Here is a 24,872-nt window from a genome sequence, read left to right as displayed (position 1 = left end):
AATCATGCGGTACCTGTTCATCATAGTCAGTATATTGGTGATGGCTGTTCTACTGGTTATCAATCTATCGCCGACGTTTGGTGGTAATCCAAGCAAAGAGCAAAAAGAAGCATATGAGGTATTTGATAATTACAAGGATGGAAAATTTGTCAATCTGCCGTCTGAAATACCAGCCGGCAGTATTGAAGTTCCTGCGACACTTGCTACTTCAATGTCCTCGCGAGAAGAAACCAGTCCGTCCGTTCGCTTGCCGGTTTCTGAAATTGATTGGAATGCAATCAACTCGGATGAAGACAGTTTAACTTGGCTTGGCCATTCTGCTTTTATCTTAAGCATCGACAAGAAGAAAATTTTGGTGGATCCAATGCTGGGCCCTATTGCATCCCCGGTTTCCTTTATCGGACCAAAACGATACAGTGAGGATTTGTTGGGGATTGTAGAAAAGCTGCCTCCTATTGATGCAGTCTTTATCACACATGACCATTATGACCATCTGGATTATCAGTCCATAACCAAACTGGAAAGCAAAGTCGCTCATTTTTTTGTGCCATACGGCGTGAGCAGCCATTTGATCGATTGGGGCATTGCAAAAGAAAAAATTACAGAACTGAACTGGTGGGAGGAAGCGGAGTTCCAAGAGTTGACTGTAGCATTAACGCCCGCCAAGCATTTTTCCGGGAGAGGCATTTTAAACCAAAATTTGACGCTCTGGGGCGGATGGGTCATTCTCGGAGAACAAACCCGTTTCTATGTCAGTGGAGATGGAGGGTATGATGCACATTTCAAGGAAATTGGCGATACGTACGGACCCTTTGATATTGCTTTAATAGAGGGCGGTCAATACGATACGCGCTGGCCCGAATCCCATATGCAGCCGGAAGAATCCGTTCAGGCCAGTATCGATGTACAAGGCAAGGAAATGGTATTGACTCACTGGGGAGCGTTTACGCTAGCGCGGCACGGATGGACAGAGCCGATTGAACGGGCAGCGGCAGCGGCCGAAGAAAGAGGAGTAACCCTCACTTCTTCGCCTATGGGTGAAACTGTCCCACTGGATGGAAGCCTGTCTTCTCCTTTTTCCACATGGTGGAAGAGTGCAACAGTCAAGTGATAGAAGAATTTAAGAGACAGTGAACTAAATAGAAAACGGAGAGGAATGCTAGCTATAGAGCACCCCTCTCCGTTTTTTTGCTTATAGCCAATGTGGGGGGGTTAGATTCACTAAGTGGAGAATGACGATTGTGCAAAGGACTTTCAACGAAAGCTTACTTATTGATCACAATAGAAAGTTTATAGTTGACGTGTTCATTCAGCTTGATTAGCAATTGGTCCAATTCTGCGTTGGAGGGAAATTTACACTCAAGCAAATAACAGCTGTCTCCACTGATTTGTGATTTTTGAGCACAAAAGCTTCTTGTGATTTAAGAAAAGACAAATAGGGCTACTTCTATGTGTTTCTGGTGAAAATGCTGATGATGGCTTGCACAAGAAAATCCATATTTGCTTGAGTGACTTTGAATAGCTCTCGATAATTCCGCTGTCTTCTACTTTCTTTAAACTAGCTGAGGCGGCTGTTCAAGGATCTTTTTTCTGGCAACCGTCACCCTTATACGAAGCAATTAATTTCTCTCTATGATTGAAATGTTCGTTGTCTTTCGTTACAGTAAATTTCGAGTGTAAAGAGATTAGCGAATAGGAGCATTTCTATGAATCACAAATCATATTTGGCATTAGCATTGCCGCTGACGCTTTCGACAGTTACCACACCTTTATTAGGAGCCGTGGACACGGCTGTCGTAGGTCAACTGGACAACCCTGCTTACATTGGGGGAGTAGCCATCGGTACAGTGATTTTCAATACCATGTACTGGTTATTCGGATTTTTGCGCATCAGCACTTCGGGCTTTGCTGCCCAGGCTTTTGGAGCAAGGGATGAATTGCAGGAAAGACTCTCTTTCATAAGGCCTTTTTTTATTGCTTTGTTGATCGGGCTTGTGTTCCTGCTTTTACAAAACCCCATTGAGTATGCAGCGTTAAAATTACTTAACCCGGAATCTGACGTTGAGGCGTTGGCTTCAAGTTATTTTGCAATTCGCATATGGGGAGTTCCGGTGACGTTTGTCAATTACGTTATTCTTGGGTGGCTTATGGGCATGTCCCGCATCAAAATAGCAGTGATGATCCAGGTGTTGATGAATTTAGTCAACATATTCCTTGATCTCCTTTTCGTGCAGGGGTTTTCCTGGGGAGTCCCGGGAGTCGCTGTGGCAACCTTAATTGCTGAGAGTCTGGCCTTGGTAATTGGAATATATGTAATAGCTAAAAGTACATCAATTACGTTCAAATCTTTATCAATGGCTCATATTCTGGATACTTCGGCATTAAAGAAAATGTTGTTGGTCAATCAGGATTTATTTGTCCGGACAGTCTGTTTATTGCTTGTATTCAACATCTTTACATACAAAAGTGCGTCTTTTGGCACCGAAACCCTTGCTGCGAATGCGGTGCTGATTCAAATCCATTATTTGATGGCGTACTTTTTCGATGGTTTTTCCAATGCTTCCAGCATTCTTTCCGGAAAAGCGGTGGGATCACAAGATTACTCGCTGCATAGAAAGACACTTTCCATTTCAGCACAGTGGGCCGTTTACACGTCCATCTTTCTAACGGTCTTGTACGGACTATTTCATGAAAGAATCATTCAGCTTTTCACGAACAATCAGGAAGTCATTGCAATTGCAATGACTTATAGCGATTGGTTATTATTGTTTCCCATATCAACAAGTATCGGCATCATCTTTTACGGGATTTTTACAGGAGCTACAGAAACTGCACCTGTCCGAAAGTCGATGATTTTTGCCTTTCTTTTCTTCTTGGTAGTTTACTTTGTTTCAGTTCCATTATTAGATAACCACGGGCTTTGGTTGGCTTTTATCGCTTTTAGCGCTGGTCGTTCTATATTTTTATCATTCTACGTACCGAAGCTGAAAACCAGCTTCGCGGGTTTGAATTAAATTCAGCGAGTTTTCTATCAGAAGAGCAACGGGTGAATTAGCGTCTTTCAACAACTTTCATGAGCACTTAAATTTAGATGCTTTTCTTAAAAAGAGAAATCTAAATCCAAATTCTTTGCGTTAGTACTGGTGAAGCACAGCCGACCAACTTCAACAATTCTTATGGAAAATGTAAGTAAGTGAAGTTCGAATCCTTATCAAGAACCGGAAAATTTCAAGGCGGCTCGGGAAAAGAGGAGTAACAAATGGAAAAGAATACAGAGAAAACGAGTGCTGCTAAAGCACCGAAAAAATCAGTGAATGGCAGATTCTATAAAACCGTGTGGAGATGGCATTTGTATGCGGGCATTATTTTCGCGCCGCTTCTCGTGCTGTTAGCTATAACAGGTTCCATTTATTTGTTCAAGGCTGAAATTGAAGAAGTACTATACAAAGATTACTATCAAGTTAGTCCACAGGATGAAAGAGCCGCCGTTACAGAACAGCTTGATGAAGTGAAACGGCTGTATCCGGATGCGGTGGCGACGAAATACCGACCCGGTGAAAGCGAAACCCGCTCCAGCGAAGTGACCATCAGTTCGAACGGCGAGTCTCTTACTGTATTTATGGATCCCTATACTGGAAAATCCATTGGGGAATTGAACAATGACGACCGGATCATGGATAAGATCGAAGAAATCCACGGGGAATTGATGGCTGGGACACTCGGGGATCGAATTGTTGAACTGGCTGCCTGCTGGGCTATTGTGCTGATGGTGACGGGCTTCTTTTTATGGTTCCCCAAAAAGAAAACCGGCATCGCCGGGACCTTGATCCCTCGATTGCGAAAAGGCAAGAAAATCCTGAGGAGGGATCTTCATGTGGTTCCGGCTTTTTGGGTAACGGGAGGGCTGTTGTTCTTGGTGCTGACCGGGCTGCCTTGGTCCGGTTTGTGGGGAGCCAATTTTCAAGCCATCACGACGAATACAGGGGAAGGTTATCCGCCATCCGTTTGGATTGGGGATGCACCAACTTCGAATATCCAGACACAGGATATTGCCGAAGTGCCATGGGCTGCCGAAACTTTGGATGTGCCTCTTTCCGCTATACAAGGCCAAATTCCGCTTTCACTGGATAAAGTAGTGGAGGTGGCGGAACAAGAAGGAATTTATCCGAGTTATTCCATCTTTATCCCACAAGAACCAGAAGGTGTTTATACGCTTTCCGTCTTCCCTCCAAAAGCGCAGGATGAAGCGACCATCCATATTGACCAGTATTCAGGGGCTGTCTTGGCAGATTACCGTTACGAAAACTATGGCGTCATTGGGAAAATTGTGGCATGGGGCATCACGCTCCATAAAGGTTCTCAATTCGGACTTGCCAATCAATTGATCAGCTTGTTCATCTGCTTAAGCGTTGTTTTTGTAGCCATCAGCGGCATATATTTATGGTGGAAACGTAAACCCCAGAACGGAATAGGGGCGCCAGCAGCACCAGCCCTTTTCAACACGAAAGCTTTTCTGTTCCTTATGATTGGATTGGGGATTTTATTCCCATTGGTCGGTCTGTCCATACTCGCCGTCTGGCTGATTGATTGGCTCTTAATCCAACGCATTCCTTCTGTAAAAAAATGGCTGAATGCTTAATGCAAAAAGGAGGAGAACGCAATGAGAAAATCAGGAATGCTGGCATTGTTGCTTCTATGTATGCTTATTCTAGGCGCATGTTCCCTTAACAGCGATGCAGCTAGCCTGTACAAGCAAGAAAGCCCGCTTCAAGTAAAAATGAACGTGCCGGAGGACCTTTCGGTGAATGAAGAAGTCGTATTTGAAGTTTCGTTAAGCCAAAATGGAGCGCCGGTGGATAGCGCAGACTTTGTCCATTTCGAAGTCCAGAAACAGGATGGTTCAATCCGCTTTCCAATGGAGGAAGCGGAAAATACCGAGAACGGCGTATATCAAATGCAATTTGAATTTGAAAGCGAAGGCCTCTACTACTTCGAAGTGCATGCAGGGAATAAGGGATCTGTTGTAAGCCCTCAGCAGCAATTCATCGTCGGCAAGCTCTCGGACAGCGAATTGGAAAGTCTGAAGCAAGGATCCAAGCCAGAACAAGGCTCATCTGGGCATCATCATTAAATTAAATTTTATAAAAAAATAAACTTCCGGAGTCATTATTAAGACTTCGGAAGTTCGAGGCTGCCGATATTTTATCGGCAGCCTATTTTTTTCAATTAGGCGAAAGATTTTAAACTTCTATTAATTCTTCAACCAAGATGGCTGGTTTAATAGTTCGCTCACACACCAAGATTTCCCGCAGAAACAATCCTTTTTTCGCGATGCAGCGGTCGGTTACCGTGAATCCAGCTTCTTCTATCATGTGATCGATGGACTCAATGGTCACGACAAGCAGTTTTTCGGCGAAGGGCAAGGCATGGCTAAGGATTTCCTGTTGTTCGTCTGGTGTGGCGTGCGTATAAAGGTTATAAGGCATATCTATAATGGCGACGTCATATTGCTGGCGGATGTCGGCAATCGGTCCTAAGTCAACTCTACCCGTCAAACCGAAATGCGCAATGTTTTCACGTGAACCATCCACGACAAGCGGATTGATGTCCCGGCCGACAATATCGATTCCCATCGATAAAGCTTCGACCAGCACAGTTCCAATGCCGCAGCATGGATCGATTGCTTTGACTCCCGCGGGTTCCGGAACGGCAATGTTGGCGATCGCACGCGCCACTTTTGTGCTCAGCGCGGTAGAATATTCCCGCGGTTTTTGCTGGTGCTTGAACCAGACTGACTCACTTTGCAGGTATGTGCCGAAATACCAGCGGCCGCCAAACGGCATGAGTCCGAATATGACATCCGGGTTATGGACGTCTGCTTTTCCGGTGATGACAAAGCCGATCTGGTGCTCAAGGTCGCGTTTTTCCATATAATCGATCTTATCTTCAAAAGCCAATCCGTTGATTTTCGGGAAAATCACTTTAAACGTGGAACTGTCCATATTCACCTGGGCAGCCTGCTCCAGAATATCCGCTACATTTGCGCCTTCAAAGAGCACTTCGATGCGCTCCTTGATGAACGGGCTTCTGCTCGGGTCTATATCGCGCGTGCTTTTGACAACTTTCTCTTCAGAATCTACTCCAAAAAATGCGCGCATTTCCAAGAAGCATAGGTCTTTCTCATCTTGATGGTATGCGTATGTATAAAGAAATTCACCTGTTGGCGTTAATTGTTTCAATTCATCCCGTCCTTCTTTGCGCCTTGTTCCGGCTGCGTTTATCTAGTATACCAATAACGGAAGAAAAATAAGGCATAAGAACATCAGAAAGAATCTGGTTTTGTACTCATACTCGATTAGTTGTTCACTTGAATGTGCTTTTAAGCCTTTCAATCATTATTAAGAACTCTCCTTTTTAGCAGTTAATTTCATTTTTAAGATGAAAATTAAAGGGGTTGCTTATAGAAAATTGACAAGGTTAGTCAATATTATATTGATGGAAATTAATGCTATTATAAGTATATTAAGTATTTTTTTAGAGATTTAATTGAGTGAAAAATGCGTCGCGAAGGAGGGAGTAGTTTGAATAAAATTGTGAAGGAGTGGAAAGAACTGTCGGTCTTATTGACATCACTGGGTATTGCCGGTATCGGTGATTTCATTTATCTGGTCGCCATCAATATTATTGTTTTTCAAATGACCGGCTCTGCAGCAGCGGTCGCAGGGCTATGGATAATCGGACCGGTTGTCAGCATCTTCACCAAGTTTTGGACGGGCAGTTTTATCGATTACCGCAGCAAGAAGAAAGTGATTATCGCGACGTATTTATTGAGGGCAGCACTTATAGCGTTGATTCCTTTTGCGTCTAACATTTTTGTCATCTATGCCATTTTAGTTTTTCTAAGTGTGGCGAAGTCTTTTTTCGGTCCTTCTTCGATAACTTATACGGCCATGCTTGTACCACAATCGAAAAGGAAACGCTTCAATTCCATTCGGTCCGTCACTTCCTCGGGCGCTTTCATTATTGGCCCAGCCATCGGAGGCACCTTGATCTTGCTTAGTTCGATTCAGATGACCCTTTGGATCAACGCTCTTTTCTTTGTGATGGCAGCTTTGCTGTTGGTAAGACTGCCAGAAAAGGAAGATATTAAGCGGGAGCTCATTCCTTCGATGAATATGGCTCAAATATGGAGCGACTTTACTATCGTTAGCCGATTCATCTCTAAAAACAAATACATCGCTTTTATTTATCTCGGATTTATTTTGGTCATGATATTCTCTTTTGCGATGGATGCCCAGGAAGTTGTATTTACGCAGCGGGTGGTGGGGTTGTCGGAAGTCGACTACAGTCTGCTCATCAGCATCACCGGGATTGGTTCGGTAAGCAGCGGCGTTCTGCTTTCCGTCTTTTCTTCAAAATTTTCTTTAAGGCTGATGATTGTGGTGGGTGTTCTGATGACGGCAGTTGGCTATGTCGTGTATGCCTTTTCTTGGTCGTTCTTGACGATTACGATCGGCTTTTTAATTATAGGTTTTTTCAATTCGTTCATGAATGCTGGCATCTCTACATTTTACCAAAACAATATACCGGTTCCGATTATGGGGAGGGTCACCAGTATCTTTCAATTGATTCAAAGCGGTGTACAAGTGAGTTTCATCATGGGAATCGGAATCTTGGCTGATGTTATCTCTCTGCGAACCACGATTGTCGCGCTGGCGATCATTATGCTTCTGGCAGCATTCACCTTTTCTTACTTTGTGCTAAAGCCTCAAAAAAATTTATATTACCGGGAAGAAAAAGAAGAACCTGACAAGGAAGTGCTGGTTTAGGGAGCTTTCTCATGGATTAGCGTAAGAAAATAAAAAAAGCCCTTTCAGGAGAGCTTTTGAATTTATGTATTTTATAAATGCTATTACCAGTTTATAAATGAGATTTCTTGTCACAGGATTCCGAAAAAGTCGGTGGAGAATAATACAATAAGCAAAACTAAAATGAAAGCGGATTGGTAGATTGTAGAAAGATAGGCATTTGGATTTTCCGCGTATTTTCGTTCCATGACGGCTCTTATGATTTCAGAAGTGAACACCAACACAAATAGCAAAACCCAGGGCTGCAGGAACAAATAGGGTTCCTGGCCGATTCTTCCCGCATTAACAAAAGCTCCGATTATCATCAAGACAATGAAGAAAATCCTTAGAGTCCAATCAATTTTTTTATGTCGGTCATTTACATGGTTATGGGAAAAGGCTTTTGGCTTCTCGACTTTTAACCATTTTCGTATAAGGGCATTAAATAACGTGGTCAGTCCGATAAAAACGGTTAGCACGAGAATTAACTTCAACCAAAAAGAGGGCTCAACTGCATACATAAAATCTTCTCCTTTCTTTGTTTTTTTGTTCTATTACTATACCAATTAATTTCCAATAAAGTTTCATTTTTTAAAAAGGCTTTATCGGGATTATTTAATGTTCGAGATAAATAATATCCCGCGGTTGGCGTAAATGCATGGAGAAACATTATGAATACGAGTTCTGCTGTTTGTAAGTTAAGAGAGATTAAAAGTGTTTGCGGAGGCCTAAATTTTTTGATCTTCTAGGAGCAATAAAATTTTATTCGTTGCCTTGCGCTTCGTTAATTTTTTTTATTAATGCATCTAAGGCAAAGCCATAAAGTAATGCTAAAAGAAAATGGAGAAGCAGAAGAAAGGGGAGTGTATCCATAATATGCGGCAATAGTGAACGAATAAAACCGAATACAGGATCTAATCCCATCCAAACAAGAGGCTTTGCCGGCTGCACAAACAACTCAAATAAAATCAGCATAAAACTAAAGAAAGGCAGCCAAAACGAAAATTTGAAAAAAAGTTTCATGTTCAACCTCCTCCTGACGGATGTAAAATGAAAAATCGGTTTGATTTTGTCTGCTGTATCTGCTTCAAGCACTATTAATAAGTACTTTATTATAGCATTCGGATTTCGAGAAAAATGAAGTATTTCTAAGTGAAGACTTTCTTACAAATCATGTGTAATACATGGACTTAATGCAGAAAATAAAATCTTACAAAATACTAATTAGGTTCGAAAGCAAGTCGGAAAGTTTATGAAATTTTGTTTTAGGAAGATTTCCTTTTTGTATAAAATACATAGTTTCATAGAGTTCTATAATCTTGCTTGAATAAACGTTAACAAGATTTTTGCCCAACAGCTAAAGAGGAATTCGATTCTTTCAAGACGAATGTATGATATTGAAAGTCTGTAAAATTCAAAAGAATTGGATTGATCTATATGAGCTATACAACTAGACATATGGAAAGAGATGCATCTTTACCAGTACAACGGGAAGTGCTTTTACACAATGCTTTGGAGGATTTAGCAGCAGATGCAGATGTTCTTGCTATTTATCTAAGTGGATCATTAGCAAAACAAAATGACGACAATTACTCGGACATTGATTTGCATACGATTGTTCAAGCTGAAAAAAGAAGCGGATTTATTGAAAATAAGCGTAAAAGGGCAAAAATTTGGGGAGAAGTGCTATTCCATGAGGATGCTCATCCATTAAGTCCAGCAGTAGTTACTCATTACGATTGTTTCGTCAAAGTTGATAGCTGGTATCATGCCCTAGAAGAAATTCAACCTTCAATCTGGTTAAAAGGGGCAATAGTGCTTTATGATCCGAACGATTTAATAAATCCGGTCGTTAAGGCATCATCTGCTATTTCATATGAGCTGCTTTCGAAAGATGTGGAACTTTGGAAAGGAAAACTCCTTGCTTTCGTTCATGAAACTTATCGAGCCGTCATGAGAGAAGAAGTATACTATGCCGAAGCTAATCTAGATAGAATTCGCTGGTTGATTGTTTCTGGGTGGTTTATGGAAATGGATCAGCATTTTGATGCATCTCCAGGCAGTTGGTCAAAAGTCGAGGGGAAAAGAAGTCTATTGACTAAAGGACAACGCTCTATGTTAAAACAGTGGCGATGCGGGAAAGAAGCTGGTGAAACTATGAGGATATTAACGAGCATGGTGCCCGAAATTCTAAGATTGAATCTTATTTTATGCCGAAAAGTCGGAGTAGAAGCAAACGAAGCACAATTTAAAAAGATATTGGCGATGGTTTTTTAAATTTACTAAGTATAGAGAAGCGACTTGGCAGAGAATTTTTATGAGGTGAGAAGGAACAATGGCTTTATACTAAGTGACGTTTTAATTCTTTTGGTCACTTAAAAGAAGATGAAACTAACTAAACAAGATTTTTATAGAGGAGGATAATATGAATAAAGTTATTGTATGTTTGTTACTGGGCTTATTGATTTTAACTACAGGCATATATATTTCTACTTTTTTAACTGAATCATGGATTTTAATCGGAATAATCCTTTCCGGGTTTGGCGGAATACTAATGGGAGCTAGTTCCTTTTTCTTGCCTAAGCGCATGGTGAAGTAGTTTGCTTAATAGAGGGGTGGGACTCTATGTTGGAGTGGGAAGTTTTTAGAAACACTCTAATCTATTTTAAAGGAGAGGAAGAAGAAAAATGACTCAAAACACATACAAAGCCGCTAAAAAATTGATATTGAAATACAAAACAAAAGCAGATTTTGTAGGTGAAATACCTTCTGGAATTATTACAAAAGCTGAAGAGGCTTTAGAAATTAAATTTACCGGTTCTTATTTGGATTTTTTACAGAATTTTGGATCAGGAGATTTTAATGGAGAAGAAATTTATGGCATCGTAGATAGCGACTTTGAGAATTCTTCTGTCCCAGACGCAATCTGGTATACTCTCCAACAACGAAAAGAAACGAATCTCCCATCCAATCTTCTTATCATTTATGATACTGGGAGCGAGGAACTTTTGTGTTTGAACTTCAATGATTGTGATAAAACAGGTGAACCTAAAGTTGTTTCTTATATGCCAGGGATAGATATCGATGAACAAGAGTTTGAAATTATTGCTGAAAGTTTTGGCGACTTCTTGTTGGAGCTATTAGAAGACTCGTTGGACTAATAGGCTGAAATTCTACATATAAAAAATGTTTGAAAACAAAAAGAAGAAACTCTAGAACATCCTGATTTTTTAATACATTAGGATTTATTACAATCACCTCGTTTTGAGTACGCTGTTTTGGTACCAACTACATGAGTCTTGCTGCATCAACCACAAAGATTCAGTATAGTGGTTTTCTTAAAAGGAGTGTTCGTATGTTTTTAAACGAGATAGTTTGGGCGAACCAACAAACATTTGGCTGTGAATATTTAAAGTGTCTTATTGCGGATACCGCCGTCCTGGCAGAGAGTACAGTCGTATATTTGGAGCCAAGTTCTTCTGTTCAAATCGATTACCAAATTGAAATGGACCGCTCATGGCGTACAAAGCATGTAAATATCTATTCCAAGAGTGGGCAAAGCTTACGTCTCACTTCTATTAAATCAGGAAAGTGGACCGATCAGAACGGAACTGTGATGACGGAGTTGGAAGGTGCGATTGATATTGATATATCAGCCACTCCTTTTACCAACTCACTTCCGGTAAATCGTTTTGATTGGAAACCGAATCAACAAAGAGAACTGGACATGGTCTACATTGCTGTTCCTTCACTGGAAGTGTCCAAAATGAAGCAGACCTACACTTTTATAGGGAGCAGGGGGGAGATTCGGGTTTTTAATTTCCAAAGTCCTGGATTTGAGTCCCTCATTTCCACTGATGAAAAAGGATTTGTTGTTGATTATCCCGGGCTATTCAAAAGAAAATATTAATGGCTATTTTCTTTTTGGTGAAATAGAAAGGCAATTTTTATAGGGCATAACAAAGAAGCTGAAATGTTCCAGGAACAATTTCAGCTTCTTTTTGTATAATTTGTGTATAAGTTTTTAAAATCCACTAGGCCGATTGGTATTTTCTTCATTTTGATGTTTTCTCCAGCTCTTTTAAAGGTAGTGAATAAGAAAAGGGGCGTTCAAAGCGCAAAAGGGAGCAGCATCATGAAAACACTCGACTATTGGGTCTACCTGGCCCTTACTGCAGGAAAGTTGTATATGTTCAGCATCTACACCGACACACCGTTCAGCTTTGGGTTCTTTCTGATCAGTTTATCAGGAGCGCTTGTGTTATCGAGCTGGACTTTATTGATAGGCGCGAAAAAACGCCGGTGGATTTTGCTTTCGCTGTTGGCACTCCATAGCACCTTGCTGATTTCTGATGTATGGTATTACCGGTATTTCGGTGATTTGCTGTCCGTGCAGCTGATATCTTCGATGACGCAAATGAGCGACGTAGGCGGCGGCTTTATGAGTCTAATCCGCTGGACAGACTTTTTCTTCTTCGCTGATTTCTTCGTTTTCCTGGCCTTCATCCTAATTTTTCGGAAGCGCCAGAAACCTGTACAAAGTACATCGAATAAGAAGCTGGCAGGCGTCATTTTAGCTAGTGGCCTTGTTATTTTTGCAGCACCCCTTCTGTCCAGTGTCGTAAAAGGAGAACCGTGGCTCTCCGGCGACGCGGTCAGTGATATGCGGGAATACTACGAACTTGGATTTTGGGGCTACCATGGCTATGACCTCGCAAAAGGAGCCGTTTCGTTGGTGCGTGATGCATCACCGTCCGAGCAAAATCAGGCCCTGGTACAGGAAGCCTTTGCGGCGAGCATCACAGAGAATACCGGTGAACAGCCGAATGTCATTCTCGTGCAGCTTGAATCCCTTCAGTCTTCCCTCATTGGACAGAAAATTGGCGGGGAGGAAGTGACCCCGTACTTGAACGAACTGAAAAACGAAATGCTTTATTTCCCGGCTTTCCATCACCAAACCCATGAAGGGCGCACGTCGGATGCCGAATTCACGATCAACACATCGCTTCATCCTCTGCGCACCGGCTCGGTCTACACCCGCTATGCGGACAGCACGTTCAATTCCTTGCCGGAAACCTTGCGGGACGGCGGCTACGATACCGCGGCGATGCACGCCTACGAAAAAAGTTTCTGGAACCGGGATATCGTCTACGAGAACATTGGATTTTCCCATTTCTTCAGCAAAGAGGATTACCCGGAGACCGAGAAAATCGGCATGGCCATAAACGATGAAGACTTCTTCTTAACTTCCATCGAGCACATGAAGCAATTGGAGGAACCTTACTACAGCTTTCTGGTTGCCTTAAGCAGCCACATCCCGTTTGAAATGCCGGAAGATCGAAAGCAATTGGAACTGCCGGGCTACGAAGATGAACTCGTACGCAATTATTACCACTCCGTCCATTATGTCGACGGGGCTGTCGAGTCTTTCGTCAATGAACTGAAAGCACAGGACATGTGGAACGATGCGCTCGTCATTTTCTACGGGGACCATGACAGCGGCTTAGTCGAAGCTGAAGGCGAAATGGCAAAGGAGTTAGGTGTTCAGGGTACAACGGAACAATTTGAACTGTTCCGGACGGTCCCCTTGTGGATCAAGCCGCCGGGTCTTGCAAAAGGCGAAACCGTTGAAACTGCCGGAGGCCAAATTGATGTAGCGCCAACCATTTTGGAAGTGGCAGGCATCGACCAAGGGTTCATGCTTGGAACCTCGCTGTTGTCAGCTACCGAACGCCTCACCGTTTTTCGCAACGGTTCGTTTCGCAAAGGAGATTTGTATTTCGAACCTGATTTGACGACCGCTGCCGGATCCGGAGAATGCTATTCCATCGAAAGTGGAAAAAAAGTTGAAGATGCCCGTTGTGAGCCGTATATCGAAGACGCCCTCAATCAGCTGCGCATTTCCGATACCGTCATTGAAAACAACGGCCTCGAATATATAGAAACGCAGTAAAAAGCTTTGGACAACATGTCCAAAGCTTTTTTTATGGGGATATTCCTTAAATGAAAAATCTAAGTAAATAATACGTGTTTCTAATAAGGAATACGCACTATACAATCGCTCAATTCCTAACTTTAAACCGAATTAAATGAACTATAATGATTGATTTTATAAAAAATTTGTTTTATTCAGGCTACAAATTGTATAGAATAGGATTAGCTTGAAAAATTCCCGCTGTTTGAGGAGGTACTTTACTGCTAGACTAGACATCAAAATAACAGCTCGGCTGCAAGATTTTTAAAAACAAAGGGGATGCACTAATGAAATTATTAAGTACGTGGAATCGAATCAGTCTTGTGAAGCAAATCATGATCGGCTTGGTTGTTGGGGTGGCTTTGGCTCTTTTGATTCCGGAAGCAGCGAAATCGTTGACTATTTTCGGCGCCTTGTTCGTTGGGGCATTAAAAGCGATTGCTCCTGTATTGGTGTTGTTCCTGGTCATGGCATCAATCGCACAGCATAAAAAAGGCCAGCAAACCAATATGAAATCAATCATCTTCCTTTATCTGTTAGGAACATTTTTAGCAGGTTTGATTGCAGTTATTGCCAGCTTCATTTTCCCGGTCAACATTGCACTTACGGAAGGGGCAAAAGATTTAGCGCCTCCTGGCAATGCAATTGAAGTCATCAAAACCTTAGTCTTGAATATTGTCGACAATCCGGTTAACGCACTGATCAATGCCAACTACATAGGCATCTTGGCTTGGGCGATTGTCCTTGGACTGGCGCTTAGAAATGCTGCAGATTCAACGAAAACCTTGATCACGAATTTCTCGGATGCAGTGGCCAAATTGGTTGGATGGGTCATTAAATTGGCGCCGCTTGGCATCATGGGCCTAGTTATTGAATCGATCACGACAAACGGATTGGAGTCGCTGCTTGGCTACGGGAAACTGCTTGCCCTTTTAATCGGGTGTATGGTGTTTGTTGCACTAGTCATCAATCCAATCATTGTGTTTATCAACATCCGCCAAAACCCTTATCCATTAGTATTTAAATGTATTAGAGAAAGCGGAATTACGGCGTTCTTTACGCGCAGTTCAGCAGCAAACATCCCGGTGAACATGACGCTATGTGAAAAACTGGGCTTGGATCCGGACACGTATTCGGTTTCCATTCCGCTTGGCGCAACAGTCAACATGGCCGGTGCAGCCGTAACGATTTCCGTTTTGACGCTTGCTGCGGTGAATACGCTTGGCATCCAAGTGGACATCCCGACAGCCATCATCCTGAGTGTGCTTGCTGCAGTTTGTGCATGCGGCGCATCGGGTGTTGCCGGCGGTTCGCTTCTGTTGATCCCGCTTGCGTGCAGCTTGTTTGGGATTCCAAATGACGTAGCGATGCAAGTAGTCGGTGTAGGATTCATCATCGGCGTATTGCAGGATTCTTTTGAAACATCGCTTAACTCTTCTACAGACGTTCTTTTCACAGCAACAGCTGAATACAAGAAGCGCCTGAAAGAAGGGGAAAAAGTGAACTTCAAGAAAGTATTCGCTCTACACAAAGCTTCTAAAGATTTGGCGAAAAATTAATTTTTTTACTGACACTTTAAAGAATGCGGTTAGCTAAAAAAGGCTGTTTGAACCTGGGAAACCAAGGTTCAAACAGCCTTTTTCAATAAGTGGAATCAGGGCCAACTTTAATGCCTCTCATTTGTCTCTGAACAATCAGATTACCCGCAAAAGAAATCCGGCAAACCTGTGGGGACAGGGGTGCCGGGTTTCTTAGTTTTACCGTCAATTGTTCGGCTTAATGGGCCATGCGTTTGGATTTAGCGAACGCTTTTGTTCCAGCTTCGGCCCTAATTGGAACAGGAGCACACCGCCGCTGATCAGCAGGACGCCAAGAAGCGATTGCCAAGTGAACGGGATTTGTTCGAGTCCGAACCAGCCAAGCCCATCCCATACCAAACCGAAGAAAATCTGAGAGACCATGACGAGTGAAATGGCATGGCTTGGACCGAGAATCTGCACGCCTTGGGTGACGCAAGCCACCACTCCGACTCCGACGATTCCGCTGAACCAAAACCAAGGTTCTGCCTGGAAGCTGAACAAACCGCTTCCTTCAGAAACTAGGCCAGCCACAAATGATGCAGCAAATCCAAGAAACAGCACAAGTGCAGTAGTCGTCCAGACGCTCACCCGTTTTTTGACGTTTGCATTAAATGTATTCTGCAGGCTGACAAATCCGCCTCCGATAAGTGCCAGCAAGATGCCGCTAATCATTTGCTTTCCTCCTATTCGTATATATTTTGACCGGCTTGCGCCAACAATGCCTTTCGATCGAGCAGCGTAATTTTTCCGCGCTTTTTCACAAGCCAGCCCGCTTCTTCAAACTGCCGCAGGACCCGGTTTAAATGGCGGTAGCTGGTGCCAATCAAATCAGCCATATCGACGAGCGATGTGGAATCCAATACCGGCTGCGTGGGCGTCATGGATAAAAGGTAGCTCGCGACTCGGACATCGACGGTGTAAAGCAAGTTGAAGTTCATTGCTCTGGATTTGTTTTCGAATTTTTGAGTGATCGTCCGAAGCAAAAATTGCAGCCATGCAGCATTCTCACTCAATTGTTTTCGCAAGCTGTCATGCGAAATTCCAATCACTTCGATATCTGTAACGGCTTCCACGGTGTTGATGAAAGGGCAGTTCCGCACATATTCAATGTCGCCTACAATATCGAAGGGTGTTTTGAAAGCCAGGATCAATCGTTTTCCTTCTGGAGACAACATCGAGATTTTCAGCTTTCCTTTAACAAGAAAATAAAGGATATGGGCTTCATCGTCTTGAGAAAATAGGCGTTCACCATTTTTAAAAGTAGCCAGAGTCATTTCTTGCCTTACCCCAGGCGGGAACAACTCCATTAATTGAAACTGCTTTAAATAATCAATTACACGCGGATCCATTGTTTTCCTCCTCACCATTTCAAGACAATAACACCTGTAATCATCAACAAGACGCCAATGACTTGTGTCCGGCTAATTTTCTTTTTGGACATATCAAACCAGCCATTGCCGTCGATGGCAAGTGCCATGACGAGTTGGGCGATCAAAAACACGCCGATTGTCAGCGTAACGCCCATGATGTGGACAGCTGTCATATTGCAGAACAGCACAATGGCTGCCAGCATCCCGCCGGATGCATAAAGAGGCGATACCCGGTTAAGCTGGCGATAAGTTTTGTCTCTAATCAGGACAACAATCAGCAATGCGAACAAAAATCCCGTTAACTGCGTCATGGCAGCCGCTTGCCAGGTGCCGATATGGCTGCTGATCTCTGCATTCGCTACGCTTTGCAAGGTCAGAAAAAAGCCACCCGCCAGCGCAAAAAATATCCCTTTCATAATTTCCCACACCTTTCTGTCTTCTTAATGTACAGGGAATTAAAGGGAGTCGAAAGGACACATGTCCTATTATCTTTTCGTATTCAACGAAATTTTACAAGTATTAAAGTACTCAGAGGAATCTAGAAAAACCATTGCAAATTGTACCAGCATTAGTCGTGAAAAGTGGCGGCTAAAAGTCCAGCCGAGAAATTTGCAAAGCTATCCATTTTAAAGAAAAAAGAGAAGTGAAACTTTATAGAAATTAGTGCGTAAGTTAAGAAAGCGAGAACTGATTTTACTGATTCGAAAAAGCAAATGAGGGATTAACTGCTTTGAAGAAAAAATTTTAAGCGGATTGAAGGTGCACGGATGGAAAAGTCAAAATTAAAAGCCGCAACTATGCATGCAGATGTTGAAGTAATTGAATTTCTTGGTGAAGGGGCCTGGCACTATGCCTGGAAAGTAAAGAAAGGCAGAGATAAATTGGTCCTTCGGATTCCAAAAGATATAGCTTATGGCAAACCGGTTCCTTTCAACGAAGAAGCATTAAAAGCTGAGTACGGAGGAACGGAACTGTACTATCGATCCGTCAATAAAGCAGCGGGAGGAGCAGCTCCTGAATTCTTCAAATTCCATGTTTCAGCGGAACTGGCATATACGCTGGAAACTTATGGTGGGGAACAAATTGATTTACATAGTACGACAGAAGCAACCGCTTTTCAGATAGGGAAAGAAATAGGAGAGATTCATCGGAAAACAGAAGAAGTTCCGCACGGTTTGGACGGTTTCGGCTATTTGGCTTGGTCAGAAGAAAAGGGATTGCGAGGCAGCATAAGCGGAGACGCAAGGAAGTTTCTTGATGAAGAAAGTGCAGAGCATTTAGCAGATTATCAAGCCCTATGCGCAGCTTATTCGGAATTCGAAGACAAAGTTCTCTTTCAAACGATTCAACTGGCTGTTGACCTAAGAAAAAAATCATTTTCAAAGCCGCTTTTGGTAAATCAGGATGCATCTCCTGAAAATATTTTGATGAACGACAATCGTGTGTGTTTAATAGATCCTTACCCAAGCATCTATTACCCGAGAGGGATGGCCGGAAATTTCATGAATCTCTATGAAACTTACTTTATCGCTTTGGCGCAAACGGAGCGTTATAAAAAGCACCGGTTTGCAGCTTGTGACCGGCAGTTAAAAATGATGGCAAAAGGATTTATGGAAGGATACAGTGCAGAGGATCAAAAGGTTGCTGCAGAAGTCAAAGGGGAACAATTGCTGCAACTGCTTGAAATTGCAAACATCCATCGCCAGCTGTTAGCGGAGAACTTAACAGAAGAAACGATGATTCGTTATGGCAATAAAGAAGAAATAAAGAAAAGGCTCTTGTTCCTGTCAGAAGAGTTAAAGACGCTGGCATCCCGGCAAGTTAAACAGCTAGAGGATTTAGTAGTGGAAGAACTTAAATGATTTAATGAAAGAACTGGACTGAGCGGCAGCACTTTAAAAGGTGATTGCCGCTCAGTCCAGTTCTTTTATACATATTATTAACAATGAAATGAAATGAACAGCATTCCAGCTTGAAAAAGAAGCGTTAATTTGGAAGCATTTCTCTTGAGTCGCCAAAGTGCACACTAGTTAATTCTTACTCTCCTCCGCTGGTGTAGTTGTTGTCCCCCATTTTGTAATTAGTGCTTTCTCCAGGTCTGGTGTGGGGGTTGATTGTTTTAAAGACATCATCGTTTCTTCTTTTTCGCTTCCATTCGATCAAAAGCCCAAAGGATAAAAGAATCGTTATCGGAATGAAGAAAATCCACATGAATGATGCACTCCCCCTCTTAAAATTAAGAAATTAAAACGTTTGAATTTAGTTAGCCTCACTGAATAAAGCTTAGTAAAAGTATAATATGATTTCTTTGAATAGTACCACAAATATCCATAAATACCAGCAATTTAGAATGGACACTTCCTAAAAGGCAGTCAGCAAAAATTGCTTTCTTTATCTGTTCTTATTCAATAGGAAAATCAGGAGAGGTAGGCAGTTTTATTTCCAAATTTGTGAAACAATTCTTTTTCCTTCACGTATAAAAGCTAACATACTTTATTTGATTTAAAAGAAGGAGGAGTATATCTTGAAACGATTTCTCTATTATTTTATTTGGACATTGGCCATTGGGCTAGTGCTGTATTATGGAATGCACTTGCAGCAGCAGCTAGCCGAATGGTCCCGGACCACTTTTAACCTTTTCCCGCTCCAGGTCTATATTGCGCTTTTTCCAGTAGTGATTGGCTTGTTGCTCCGGACGCCTAAGTTTCTGCTGCAATTCAAAAATGGCGGACCATGGTCTTTTGATTGGATTCTTTTCACGGCCGTTGGATTGCCTGCACTTTACTTGGTACTGATGGCTTTCTTGCCATTCTCTTCGCTCGGGGAAGGCTGGCTGCCTATTCCAGCACTTCTTCTTGTTGGCGGAACGACTGTTTCGACGGTCGCCGGTCTGGTTTTCGGGTATAGCGTGTTAGCGAGTTTCAAAGAATCGGACGCAGGGAAATCCGTTGGAGATCTTTGAAATGTTCCGTGAACAGACAGAGGCTTTTGTTGCTGCCAAGCTTAGAAGCAGAAACCCTGCATAGAGATAGAAATGAGCCTTCCCGAGTGGAAAGGCTCATTTTTTGAGAATAAGATTAGGGGGATCAATCAGCGGGGCATCGATAAATAATATATCCGTAAATCTCGCTGCATCAAATAAAAACATACGGCTATATGGACAAGAGAATAACAGAAGGCAGCTTTCCTTTTGATTAACGGCTGCCAGGAATGGAAGCAGCGATATTCTCTTGTTTATGGATGTCTTCAGTGCCTGCTTCCAACGCCGTTTGGTAGTACAAGCATTTATGTTCAATGACTTCCATCGTTTTTCTCAGTTCGGACATCTGGGCTTCTACCGTCGCTTTTCGCTCCATGAACATATCATAGCGCTGCTGCAGCGTGGCATCGCCTTCTGCACACCAATCGATGAAATTCTTGATTTCCTTTATCGGCATGCCGCTCGCTTTCAGGCATTCAATAACATTCAAAGCGGCAATATCGCTTTCTTTAAACAGACGTACTCCGCTTTCTGATCGTTCCACAAACGGGATTAGCCCCTCCTTATCATAGTAACGGATCGTGTAGACCGTTAAATTTAATTCTTTCGCAACTTCGCCTATAGAATATGTTTTCATCGTTCGTTCCTCCATTCAAATTCCACCTTGAATGAAAGCTGGAATTTGGAAAGACTTTATCACGTATGGCGCCGGAAGTCAAAATCAATGCGGTGTGAGGTTCGCGCAGTTTATCGCTTGACCTAGAGTTAACTCTAAGGTTTATCATGGGTTTTCAAGAGAACGAAGCAGGGTACAAAGCGTTAGGAGTGAATCTGCAATTGACTCCTCGTGGGTGCCTGCAACAGCGTTCTTAAAAAATACTGGAGGTTTTCGATATGGTTACAGCAAAAGCAAGAGCGGTCGATGGACCGGACAAATCTTTTCATGAAACGGAAATTCAGCGCCGCGACTTGGATATCAATGATGTTCTGATTGAAATCAAATTTTCAGGGATCTGCCATTCCGATATCCATACGGCTCACGGCGAATGGGGGCCTGTGAATTATCCATTGGTTCCGGGACACGAGATTGCCGGGATTGTTACGGAAGTTGGATCGAATGTTTCCAAGTACAAAGTCGGCGACCGGATAGGGGTTGGCTGCATGGTGGACTCATGCGGCGAATGCAAGAACTGCCAAAAAGGCGAAGAACAGTATTGCCTAAAAGGCAATGTTCCGACTTATGCCGGAGTAGATAAATACGGGGAACCAACCCAAGGCGGGTATGCGACGCATATCGTGGTCACGGAAAATTTTGTAGTCCGGATTCCTGACAACATTGAATTGGACACGGCTGCGCCTTTGCTTTGTGCAGGCATCACGACGTATTCACCGCTGAACCACTGGGGAGCCGGGCCAGGCAAAAAAGTGGCGATTGTCGGTATGGGCGGACTCGGCCATATGGCTGTCAAAATCGCAAGTGCAATGGGGGCTGAGGTGACAGTGTTGTCGCAGACCTTGAGCAAAAAAGAAGACGGCTTGGAGTTTGGCGCGAAAGACTATTATGCCACAAGCGATCCTGAAACCTTCTCGAAACTTGCCGGTACGTTCGACTTGATCATCAACACGGTAAGCGCCAAGATCGACATGGATGCGTATTTTTCTTTGTTGACGCTGGACGGCACATTGGTAAACGTCGGTGCGCCTGCAGAACCGCTCGCGGTAAATGTCTTTTCCTTAATCGGCCATCGCCGTTCATTCGCAGGATCCATGATTGGCGGCATCCGTGAGACGCAGGAAATGCTGGATTTTTGTGCAGAACACAATATTGCTCCGAAAATTGAAGTGATATCAGCGGACCGGATTGACGAAGCTTATGAACGCGTATTGGCTTCAGATGTGAAATACCGTTTTGTTATCGACATCAGCACAATGTAAACCAAAAGCATGCAGACCAGCCATTCTTGGAGTTGAAATAAGCTGAGCTCTTAATCTTCAATAACTGATTGGCAGCAATACATTTCATTCACTGCAACGGCCAAATAGAATTCCTCTTCATAACCTAATGACGGGAGTTTTCTATTTGGTTTTTTTGATTAAAAAACAAGGAGGATTTCTATGGATACCAACGACTTTTTAGCACATCTAAACAGTGGGAAAGCAATTGAGGGCGGTTCGGAGATGCACCAAACGATGCATAATCTTGCGCAGGAAGCCTTAAAAATAACGGTGGAATTGAATGGGAAATACCATACGCCTGAAGAAGTCCAGGAATTATTTTCCCGGTTGACCGGCAAACCAGTAGAGCCTACTTTTGCCTTGTTCCCACCTTTTTACACGGACTGCGGCAAAAACATCCGTATCGGCAAGAATGTCTTTATCAATTCAGGCTGCCGCTTTCAGGATCAGGGAGGCATTACGATAGGCGATAGATCGCTTATCGGGCATAATGCTGTGTTAGCGACGCTGAATCATGACATGGACCCCCAAAAGCGCAGCACGATGCATCCTGCTCCTATTGCTATTGGCAAAGATGTTTGGATTGGCGCAAACGTCACGGTGGTTCCCGGCGTCGAAATCGGAGACGGAGCTGTTATTGCGGCTGGTGCAGTCGTTACACGGAATGTTCCGGCTAACACCATCGCAGGGGGAGTGCCTGCAAAAGTGATAAAGAAAATTGAAGCCGGCGAACAATAGCCAATCTTCCGGAATTATCTATAGGAAGCGAGCAGTTTTCAACACGCATTATTTTTAGAATAAGTGGGAAGTTAGATTTTTCCGTCTGTTTCCTAAGAGAAACATTATTTTAGGAGAGCTATTTTGGTTGATTGAGGAAAGAAGATTGCTGTAGACCCACTCAATATCCCTCTGTTATGCTGTTCGAGGACGTATTTTGGAGGGAACCGCATGGAACGGAAATACCAGGATTTAAAACGCGGCGAACGTGGTGCATACCTCAGCATCGTTGCTTATCTTTTTTTGTCGGCAATTAAATTGCTGGTCGGACAGTTGACCGGTTCGGAAGCGTTGCTAGCAGACGGATTTAATAACACCACTGATATAGTGGCTTCCTTAGCTGTTCTAATTGGCTTGAAGATATCACGGCGGCCGCCTGATGAAAATCATCATTACGGACATTGGAAAGCAGAACCGGTGGCTTCTTTGGTGGCGGCTTTTGTGATGATCGCAGTCGGCCTCCAGGTTCTTTATGGAGCTGCTGTCTCTGCTTTTTTCCGCCAGTCGGAAGCACCTGACCCCATTGCAGCGTGGACTGGTTTGTTGTGCGCTGTAGTTATTTATATGGTATATAGATATAACAAAAAATTAGCATTAAAAATTCAGAGCCAATCGCTTATGGCGGCAGCAAAAGACAATCGGTCAGATGCATGGGTCAGTGTTGGGGCGGCGATTGGCATCTTCGGTTCTCAGTTTGGCTTGCCTTGGCTGGATCCGGCAGCGGCATTAGTCGTTGGCTTTTTAATTTGCAAAACCGGATGGGACATCTTCAGAGAAGCTTCCCACGATTTGACCGACGGCTTTGACGAAGAGAAACTAAAAACGTACGAGCAAGCAGTTTATACCGTGGCCGGAGTAAAAGGGGTCAAAAATATACGTGCACGAAAATATGGCAACAACCCTGTGGTGGATGTCGTCATATTGGTCAATTCCAAATTAGGAATAGCGGCAGCGCACGATATTTCAAACGAAGTAGAGGATCTCCTGATAAAACGCTACGGAGTGATTGAAGCGCATGTTCATGTGGAACCGAAATAGACGCCGCCTGTTTAAAGCAAAATTAAAAACAGCCGCATGATGAAAAGACGAATTTTGTGACGTTTTTCTAATGGAGATTCCGGTCTTATTTTCATAACGAGCAACTGCTCAAATGTAAGTTACAGTGCGATTTACGAATGACTTGCAGAAATGGCTGAAAAGGAATAGTATTACTAATTGACGGGAGGCGAACACTATGCCAAACATAGGTGTACCGGGATTAATTTTAATCTTCATCATTGCATTAATCTTTTTTGGACCAGCTAAATTACCGGAGTTGGGTCGTGCTGCAGGACAAACTCTGAGAGAATTTAAAAACTCGACTAAAGGCCTCATGGACGATGCAACAGAAGATTCCAAATTGGACGAAGACGCTGAAAAAGAAAAAATGATAAAAAAATAAGAACGCAAAAAACCTTTCTTCGCTTCGGCAAAGAAAGGTTTTTTTATGTTGAATCCTATTGCTTCAATCGATAGGCGAAATTCATTTTAGCTGCCTAGCTTCAGTATTACAATCGGAAAAAGTTCCTTATATCCTATATTTCAGCAAAGTAGATTGGAGAGTTTATATTGGTATAGGAATTTATGTAAAAATATGGTACGTTTATTTGAGTAAAGCTTACAAGCAAATTAACGCATTAAATCCTCCAAGTTAAGAATCACGCGATGGACGAACCGTTGCCCATGCAAATGCAAGAAACGAAATGGCAAAAGCAGCCCACAGATTATAACTGGCATTATACCGGATGGTAAGTGTACCTGCCCCTGCGCCCAACATGAAAATCAGGACAGTCGCTGCCAAATTGGTCAAATGGGCTTTTGCTTTCGAATCATTTTTGAAAACAAGTTGATATAAATGGCTCATCAAGTTTTTTGTATTGCCAGTCATGATTCCATTATTGACCACTGTGCCCCGGAATTTACGGAAGATGGTCAGTTCATATCCCGCAAGTGTCCCGAGTGAAAATAGCATAAGCGCCCCGGTCAACTGATTCTGGAATAGCGCAAGAACGAGCAGCAATACCGTTTGGATCAATAAATAATAACGGTATCTTTTCACGCCTTTATCCTGGTAACGGTCCATGACTGCTTCACCGGCAAATGCACCAATCAGAAATCCTCCAAATGCCCAAACATGGCTCATGGTTTCTCCCCATTCCCCGGAAAAAAGCTTCGAGCTTAAGCTGACGAGATTGCCGGTCTGTGCACTCGCAAAGACTTCATCTTGCTGCAAGAATGTATAAGCATCAATAAATCCCATTAGAAACGAAGCAATGATTGTCAATATTGTGCTGATGTAAAGTGTTTCATTTTTCTTGATGTGCATGTTTTTACTTTGTTCCTTTAAAC

General features: G+C 42.9%; 26 protein-coding genes. 17 read left to right on the top strand and 9 right to left on the bottom strand.

Annotated elements, in window-relative coordinates:
• Positions 1 to 4: 4 nt before the first annotated feature.
• Positions 5 to 1,111 (top strand): MBL fold metallo-hydrolase, encoded by a 1,107-nt coding sequence (locus tag BLQ32_RS14570; protein ID WP_074510940.1) that lies wholly within the window; start codon positions 5 to 7, stop codon positions 1,109 to 1,111.
• A gap of 154 nt (positions 1,112 to 1,265) precedes the next feature.
• Here the strand turns inward: BLQ32_RS14570 and BLQ32_RS20225 are convergent, their stop codons facing one another.
• Positions 1,266 to 1,334: a hypothetical protein gene (locus BLQ32_RS20225; RefSeq protein ID WP_425312175.1), complete on the bottom strand. Its 69-nt coding sequence runs from the start codon at positions 1,332 to 1,334 to the stop codon at positions 1,266 to 1,268.
• 372 nt (positions 1,335 to 1,706) lie between these two features.
• Between BLQ32_RS20225 and BLQ32_RS14560 the strand changes: the two genes are divergently transcribed.
• The 3 genes from BLQ32_RS14560 (at position 1,707) to BLQ32_RS14550 (ending at position 5,131) form a co-directional block, all read left to right on the top strand.
• The gene (locus BLQ32_RS14560) at positions 1,707 to 3,014 is read left to right on the top strand and encodes an MATE family efflux transporter (RefSeq protein ID WP_074510901.1); all 1,308 of its coding nucleotides are present in this window, start codon (positions 1,707 to 1,709) and stop codon (positions 3,012 to 3,014) included.
• A 245-nt stretch (positions 3,015 to 3,259) separates the two neighbouring features.
• A complete protein-coding gene (locus tag BLQ32_RS14555; RefSeq protein WP_074510900.1) occupies positions 3,260 to 4,639 on the top strand; it encodes a PepSY-associated TM helix domain-containing protein in 1,380 nt (459 codons plus the stop codon).
• Positions 4,640 to 4,660: 21 nt separating this feature from the next.
• Complete coding sequence (locus BLQ32_RS14550; protein ID WP_074510899.1) at positions 4,661 to 5,131, top strand: FixH family protein; 471 nt, start codon at positions 4,661 to 4,663, stop codon at positions 5,129 to 5,131.
• Between the two features lie 109 nt (positions 5,132 to 5,240).
• Here BLQ32_RS14550 and BLQ32_RS14545 read toward each other — a convergent pair whose 3' ends face one another.
• Complete coding sequence (locus tag BLQ32_RS14545) at positions 5,241 to 6,239, bottom strand: TRM11 family SAM-dependent methyltransferase (RefSeq protein WP_074510898.1); 999 nt, start codon at positions 6,237 to 6,239, stop codon at positions 5,241 to 5,243.
• A gap of 342 nt (positions 6,240 to 6,581) precedes the next feature.
• On the opposite strand from BLQ32_RS14545, the gene BLQ32_RS14540 reads away from it, so the two are divergent.
• Entirely contained in the window at positions 6,582 to 7,829 is a 1,248-nt protein-coding gene (locus tag BLQ32_RS14540; RefSeq protein ID WP_139150559.1) for an MFS transporter, read from the top strand.
• Between the two features lie 110 nt (positions 7,830 to 7,939).
• On the opposite strand, the gene BLQ32_RS14535 is transcribed toward BLQ32_RS14540, so the two are convergent.
• Both BLQ32_RS14535 and BLQ32_RS14530 read right to left on the bottom strand, forming a co-directional pair.
• Positions 7,940 to 8,368, bottom strand: a complete 429-nt coding sequence (locus BLQ32_RS14535; protein WP_074510896.1) for a DUF4181 domain-containing protein — start codon at positions 8,366 to 8,368, stop codon at positions 7,940 to 7,942.
• 241 nt (positions 8,369 to 8,609) lie between these two features.
• Positions 8,610 to 8,870 (bottom strand): hypothetical protein, encoded by a 261-nt coding sequence (locus tag BLQ32_RS14530; RefSeq protein ID WP_074510895.1) that lies wholly within the window; start codon positions 8,868 to 8,870, stop codon positions 8,610 to 8,612.
• Positions 8,871 to 9,284: 414 nt separating this feature from the next.
• Between BLQ32_RS14530 and BLQ32_RS14525 the strand changes: the two genes are divergently transcribed.
• The 6 genes from BLQ32_RS14525 to sstT all read left to right on the top strand — a co-directional run bounded on the left by BLQ32_RS14525 (position 9,285) and on the right by sstT (position 15,380).
• Positions 9,285 to 10,124 (top strand): aminoglycoside 6-adenylyltransferase, encoded by an 840-nt coding sequence (locus BLQ32_RS14525; protein ID WP_074510894.1) that lies wholly within the window; start codon positions 9,285 to 9,287, stop codon positions 10,122 to 10,124.
• 148 nt (positions 10,125 to 10,272) lie between these two features.
• Positions 10,273 to 10,446, top strand: coding sequence for a hypothetical protein (locus BLQ32_RS19880; protein WP_175557126.1), 174 nt, complete (start codon positions 10,273 to 10,275; stop codon positions 10,444 to 10,446).
• Positions 10,447 to 10,534: 88 nt separating this feature from the next.
• Positions 10,535 to 11,008 (top strand): SMI1/KNR4 family protein, encoded by a 474-nt coding sequence (locus BLQ32_RS14520; protein ID WP_074510893.1) that lies wholly within the window; start codon positions 10,535 to 10,537, stop codon positions 11,006 to 11,008.
• 194 nt (positions 11,009 to 11,202) lie between these two features.
• A complete protein-coding gene (locus BLQ32_RS14515) occupies positions 11,203 to 11,757 on the top strand; it encodes a putative glycolipid-binding domain-containing protein (RefSeq protein WP_074510892.1) in 555 nt (184 codons plus the stop codon).
• Between the two features lie 225 nt (positions 11,758 to 11,982).
• Positions 11,983 to 13,800, top strand: a complete 1,818-nt coding sequence (locus BLQ32_RS14510; protein ID WP_074510891.1) for an LTA synthase family protein — start codon at positions 11,983 to 11,985, stop codon at positions 13,798 to 13,800.
• 308 nt (positions 13,801 to 14,108) lie between these two features.
• Positions 14,109 to 15,380 carry a serine/threonine transporter SstT gene (gene sstT, locus BLQ32_RS14505; protein WP_074510890.1) on the top strand — a complete coding sequence of 424 codons (1,272 nt, stop codon included), beginning with the start codon at positions 14,109 to 14,111 and terminating at the stop codon, positions 15,378 to 15,380.
• Between the two features lie 204 nt (positions 15,381 to 15,584).
• Here sstT and BLQ32_RS14500 read toward each other — a convergent pair whose 3' ends face one another.
• From BLQ32_RS14500 to BLQ32_RS14490, 3 genes are read right to left on the bottom strand one after another with little or no spacing between them, the layout of a single operon-like run.
• Positions 15,585 to 16,073 carry a DMT family transporter gene (locus tag BLQ32_RS14500; protein ID WP_074510889.1) on the bottom strand — a complete coding sequence of 163 codons (489 nt, stop codon included), beginning with the start codon at positions 16,071 to 16,073 and terminating at the stop codon, positions 15,585 to 15,587.
• A gap of 11 nt (positions 16,074 to 16,084) precedes the next feature.
• A complete protein-coding gene (locus BLQ32_RS14495; RefSeq protein ID WP_074510888.1) occupies positions 16,085 to 16,750 on the bottom strand; it encodes a Crp/Fnr family transcriptional regulator in 666 nt (221 codons plus the stop codon).
• An 11-nt stretch (positions 16,751 to 16,761) separates the two neighbouring features.
• Positions 16,762 to 17,187: a DMT family transporter gene (locus BLQ32_RS14490; RefSeq protein WP_074510939.1), complete on the bottom strand. Its 426-nt coding sequence runs from the start codon at positions 17,185 to 17,187 to the stop codon at positions 16,762 to 16,764.
• Between the two features lie 351 nt (positions 17,188 to 17,538).
• Here BLQ32_RS14490 and BLQ32_RS14485 point away from each other — a divergent pair, with 351 nt between their 5' ends.
• Both BLQ32_RS14485 and BLQ32_RS14480 read left to right on the top strand, forming a co-directional pair.
• Positions 17,539 to 18,633: a hypothetical protein gene (locus BLQ32_RS14485; protein WP_074510887.1), complete on the top strand. Its 1,095-nt coding sequence runs from the start codon at positions 17,539 to 17,541 to the stop codon at positions 18,631 to 18,633.
• A gap of 662 nt (positions 18,634 to 19,295) precedes the next feature.
• Entirely contained in the window at positions 19,296 to 19,733 is a 438-nt protein-coding gene (locus BLQ32_RS14480; RefSeq protein ID WP_074510886.1) for a hypothetical protein, read from the top strand.
• Positions 19,734 to 19,965: 232 nt separating this feature from the next.
• Here BLQ32_RS14480 and BLQ32_RS14475 read toward each other — a convergent pair whose 3' ends face one another.
• Positions 19,966 to 20,388, bottom strand: coding sequence for a MerR family transcriptional regulator (locus BLQ32_RS14475; protein ID WP_074510885.1), 423 nt, complete (start codon positions 20,386 to 20,388; stop codon positions 19,966 to 19,968).
• Between the two features lie 257 nt (positions 20,389 to 20,645).
• Between BLQ32_RS14475 and BLQ32_RS14470 the strand changes: the two genes are divergently transcribed.
• From BLQ32_RS14470 to tatA, 4 genes are all read left to right on the top strand, one after another.
• The gene (locus BLQ32_RS14470; RefSeq protein WP_074510884.1) at positions 20,646 to 21,686 is read left to right on the top strand and encodes an NAD(P)-dependent alcohol dehydrogenase; all 1,041 of its coding nucleotides are present in this window, start codon (positions 20,646 to 20,648) and stop codon (positions 21,684 to 21,686) included.
• A 180-nt stretch (positions 21,687 to 21,866) separates the two neighbouring features.
• On the top strand, positions 21,867 to 22,445 hold the full coding sequence (locus BLQ32_RS14465; protein ID WP_074510883.1) for a DapH/DapD/GlmU-related protein: 579 nt from the start codon (positions 21,867 to 21,869) through the stop codon (positions 22,443 to 22,445).
• A gap of 210 nt (positions 22,446 to 22,655) precedes the next feature.
• Positions 22,656 to 23,522 (top strand): cation diffusion facilitator family transporter, encoded by an 867-nt coding sequence (locus BLQ32_RS14460; RefSeq protein ID WP_074510882.1) that lies wholly within the window; start codon positions 22,656 to 22,658, stop codon positions 23,520 to 23,522.
• A 196-nt stretch (positions 23,523 to 23,718) separates the two neighbouring features.
• On the top strand, positions 23,719 to 23,925 hold the full coding sequence (gene tatA, locus BLQ32_RS14455; RefSeq protein ID WP_074510881.1) for a twin-arginine translocase TatA/TatE family subunit: 207 nt from the start codon (positions 23,719 to 23,721) through the stop codon (positions 23,923 to 23,925).
• 249 nt (positions 23,926 to 24,174) lie between these two features.
• On the opposite strand, the gene BLQ32_RS14450 is transcribed toward tatA, so the two are convergent.
• Entirely contained in the window at positions 24,175 to 24,849 is a 675-nt protein-coding gene (locus BLQ32_RS14450; protein ID WP_139150558.1) for a YoaK family protein, read from the bottom strand.
• Positions 24,850 to 24,872: the final 23 nt, after the last annotated feature.

This window comes from Planococcus glaciei (assembly GCF_900099655.1).
Taxonomy (GTDB): domain Bacteria; phylum Bacillota; class Bacilli; order Bacillales_A; family Planococcaceae; genus Planococcus; species Planococcus glaciei.
Note: the sequence above shows the minus strand (reverse complement) of the source record. Positions and strands in the feature narration are given on the sequence as shown.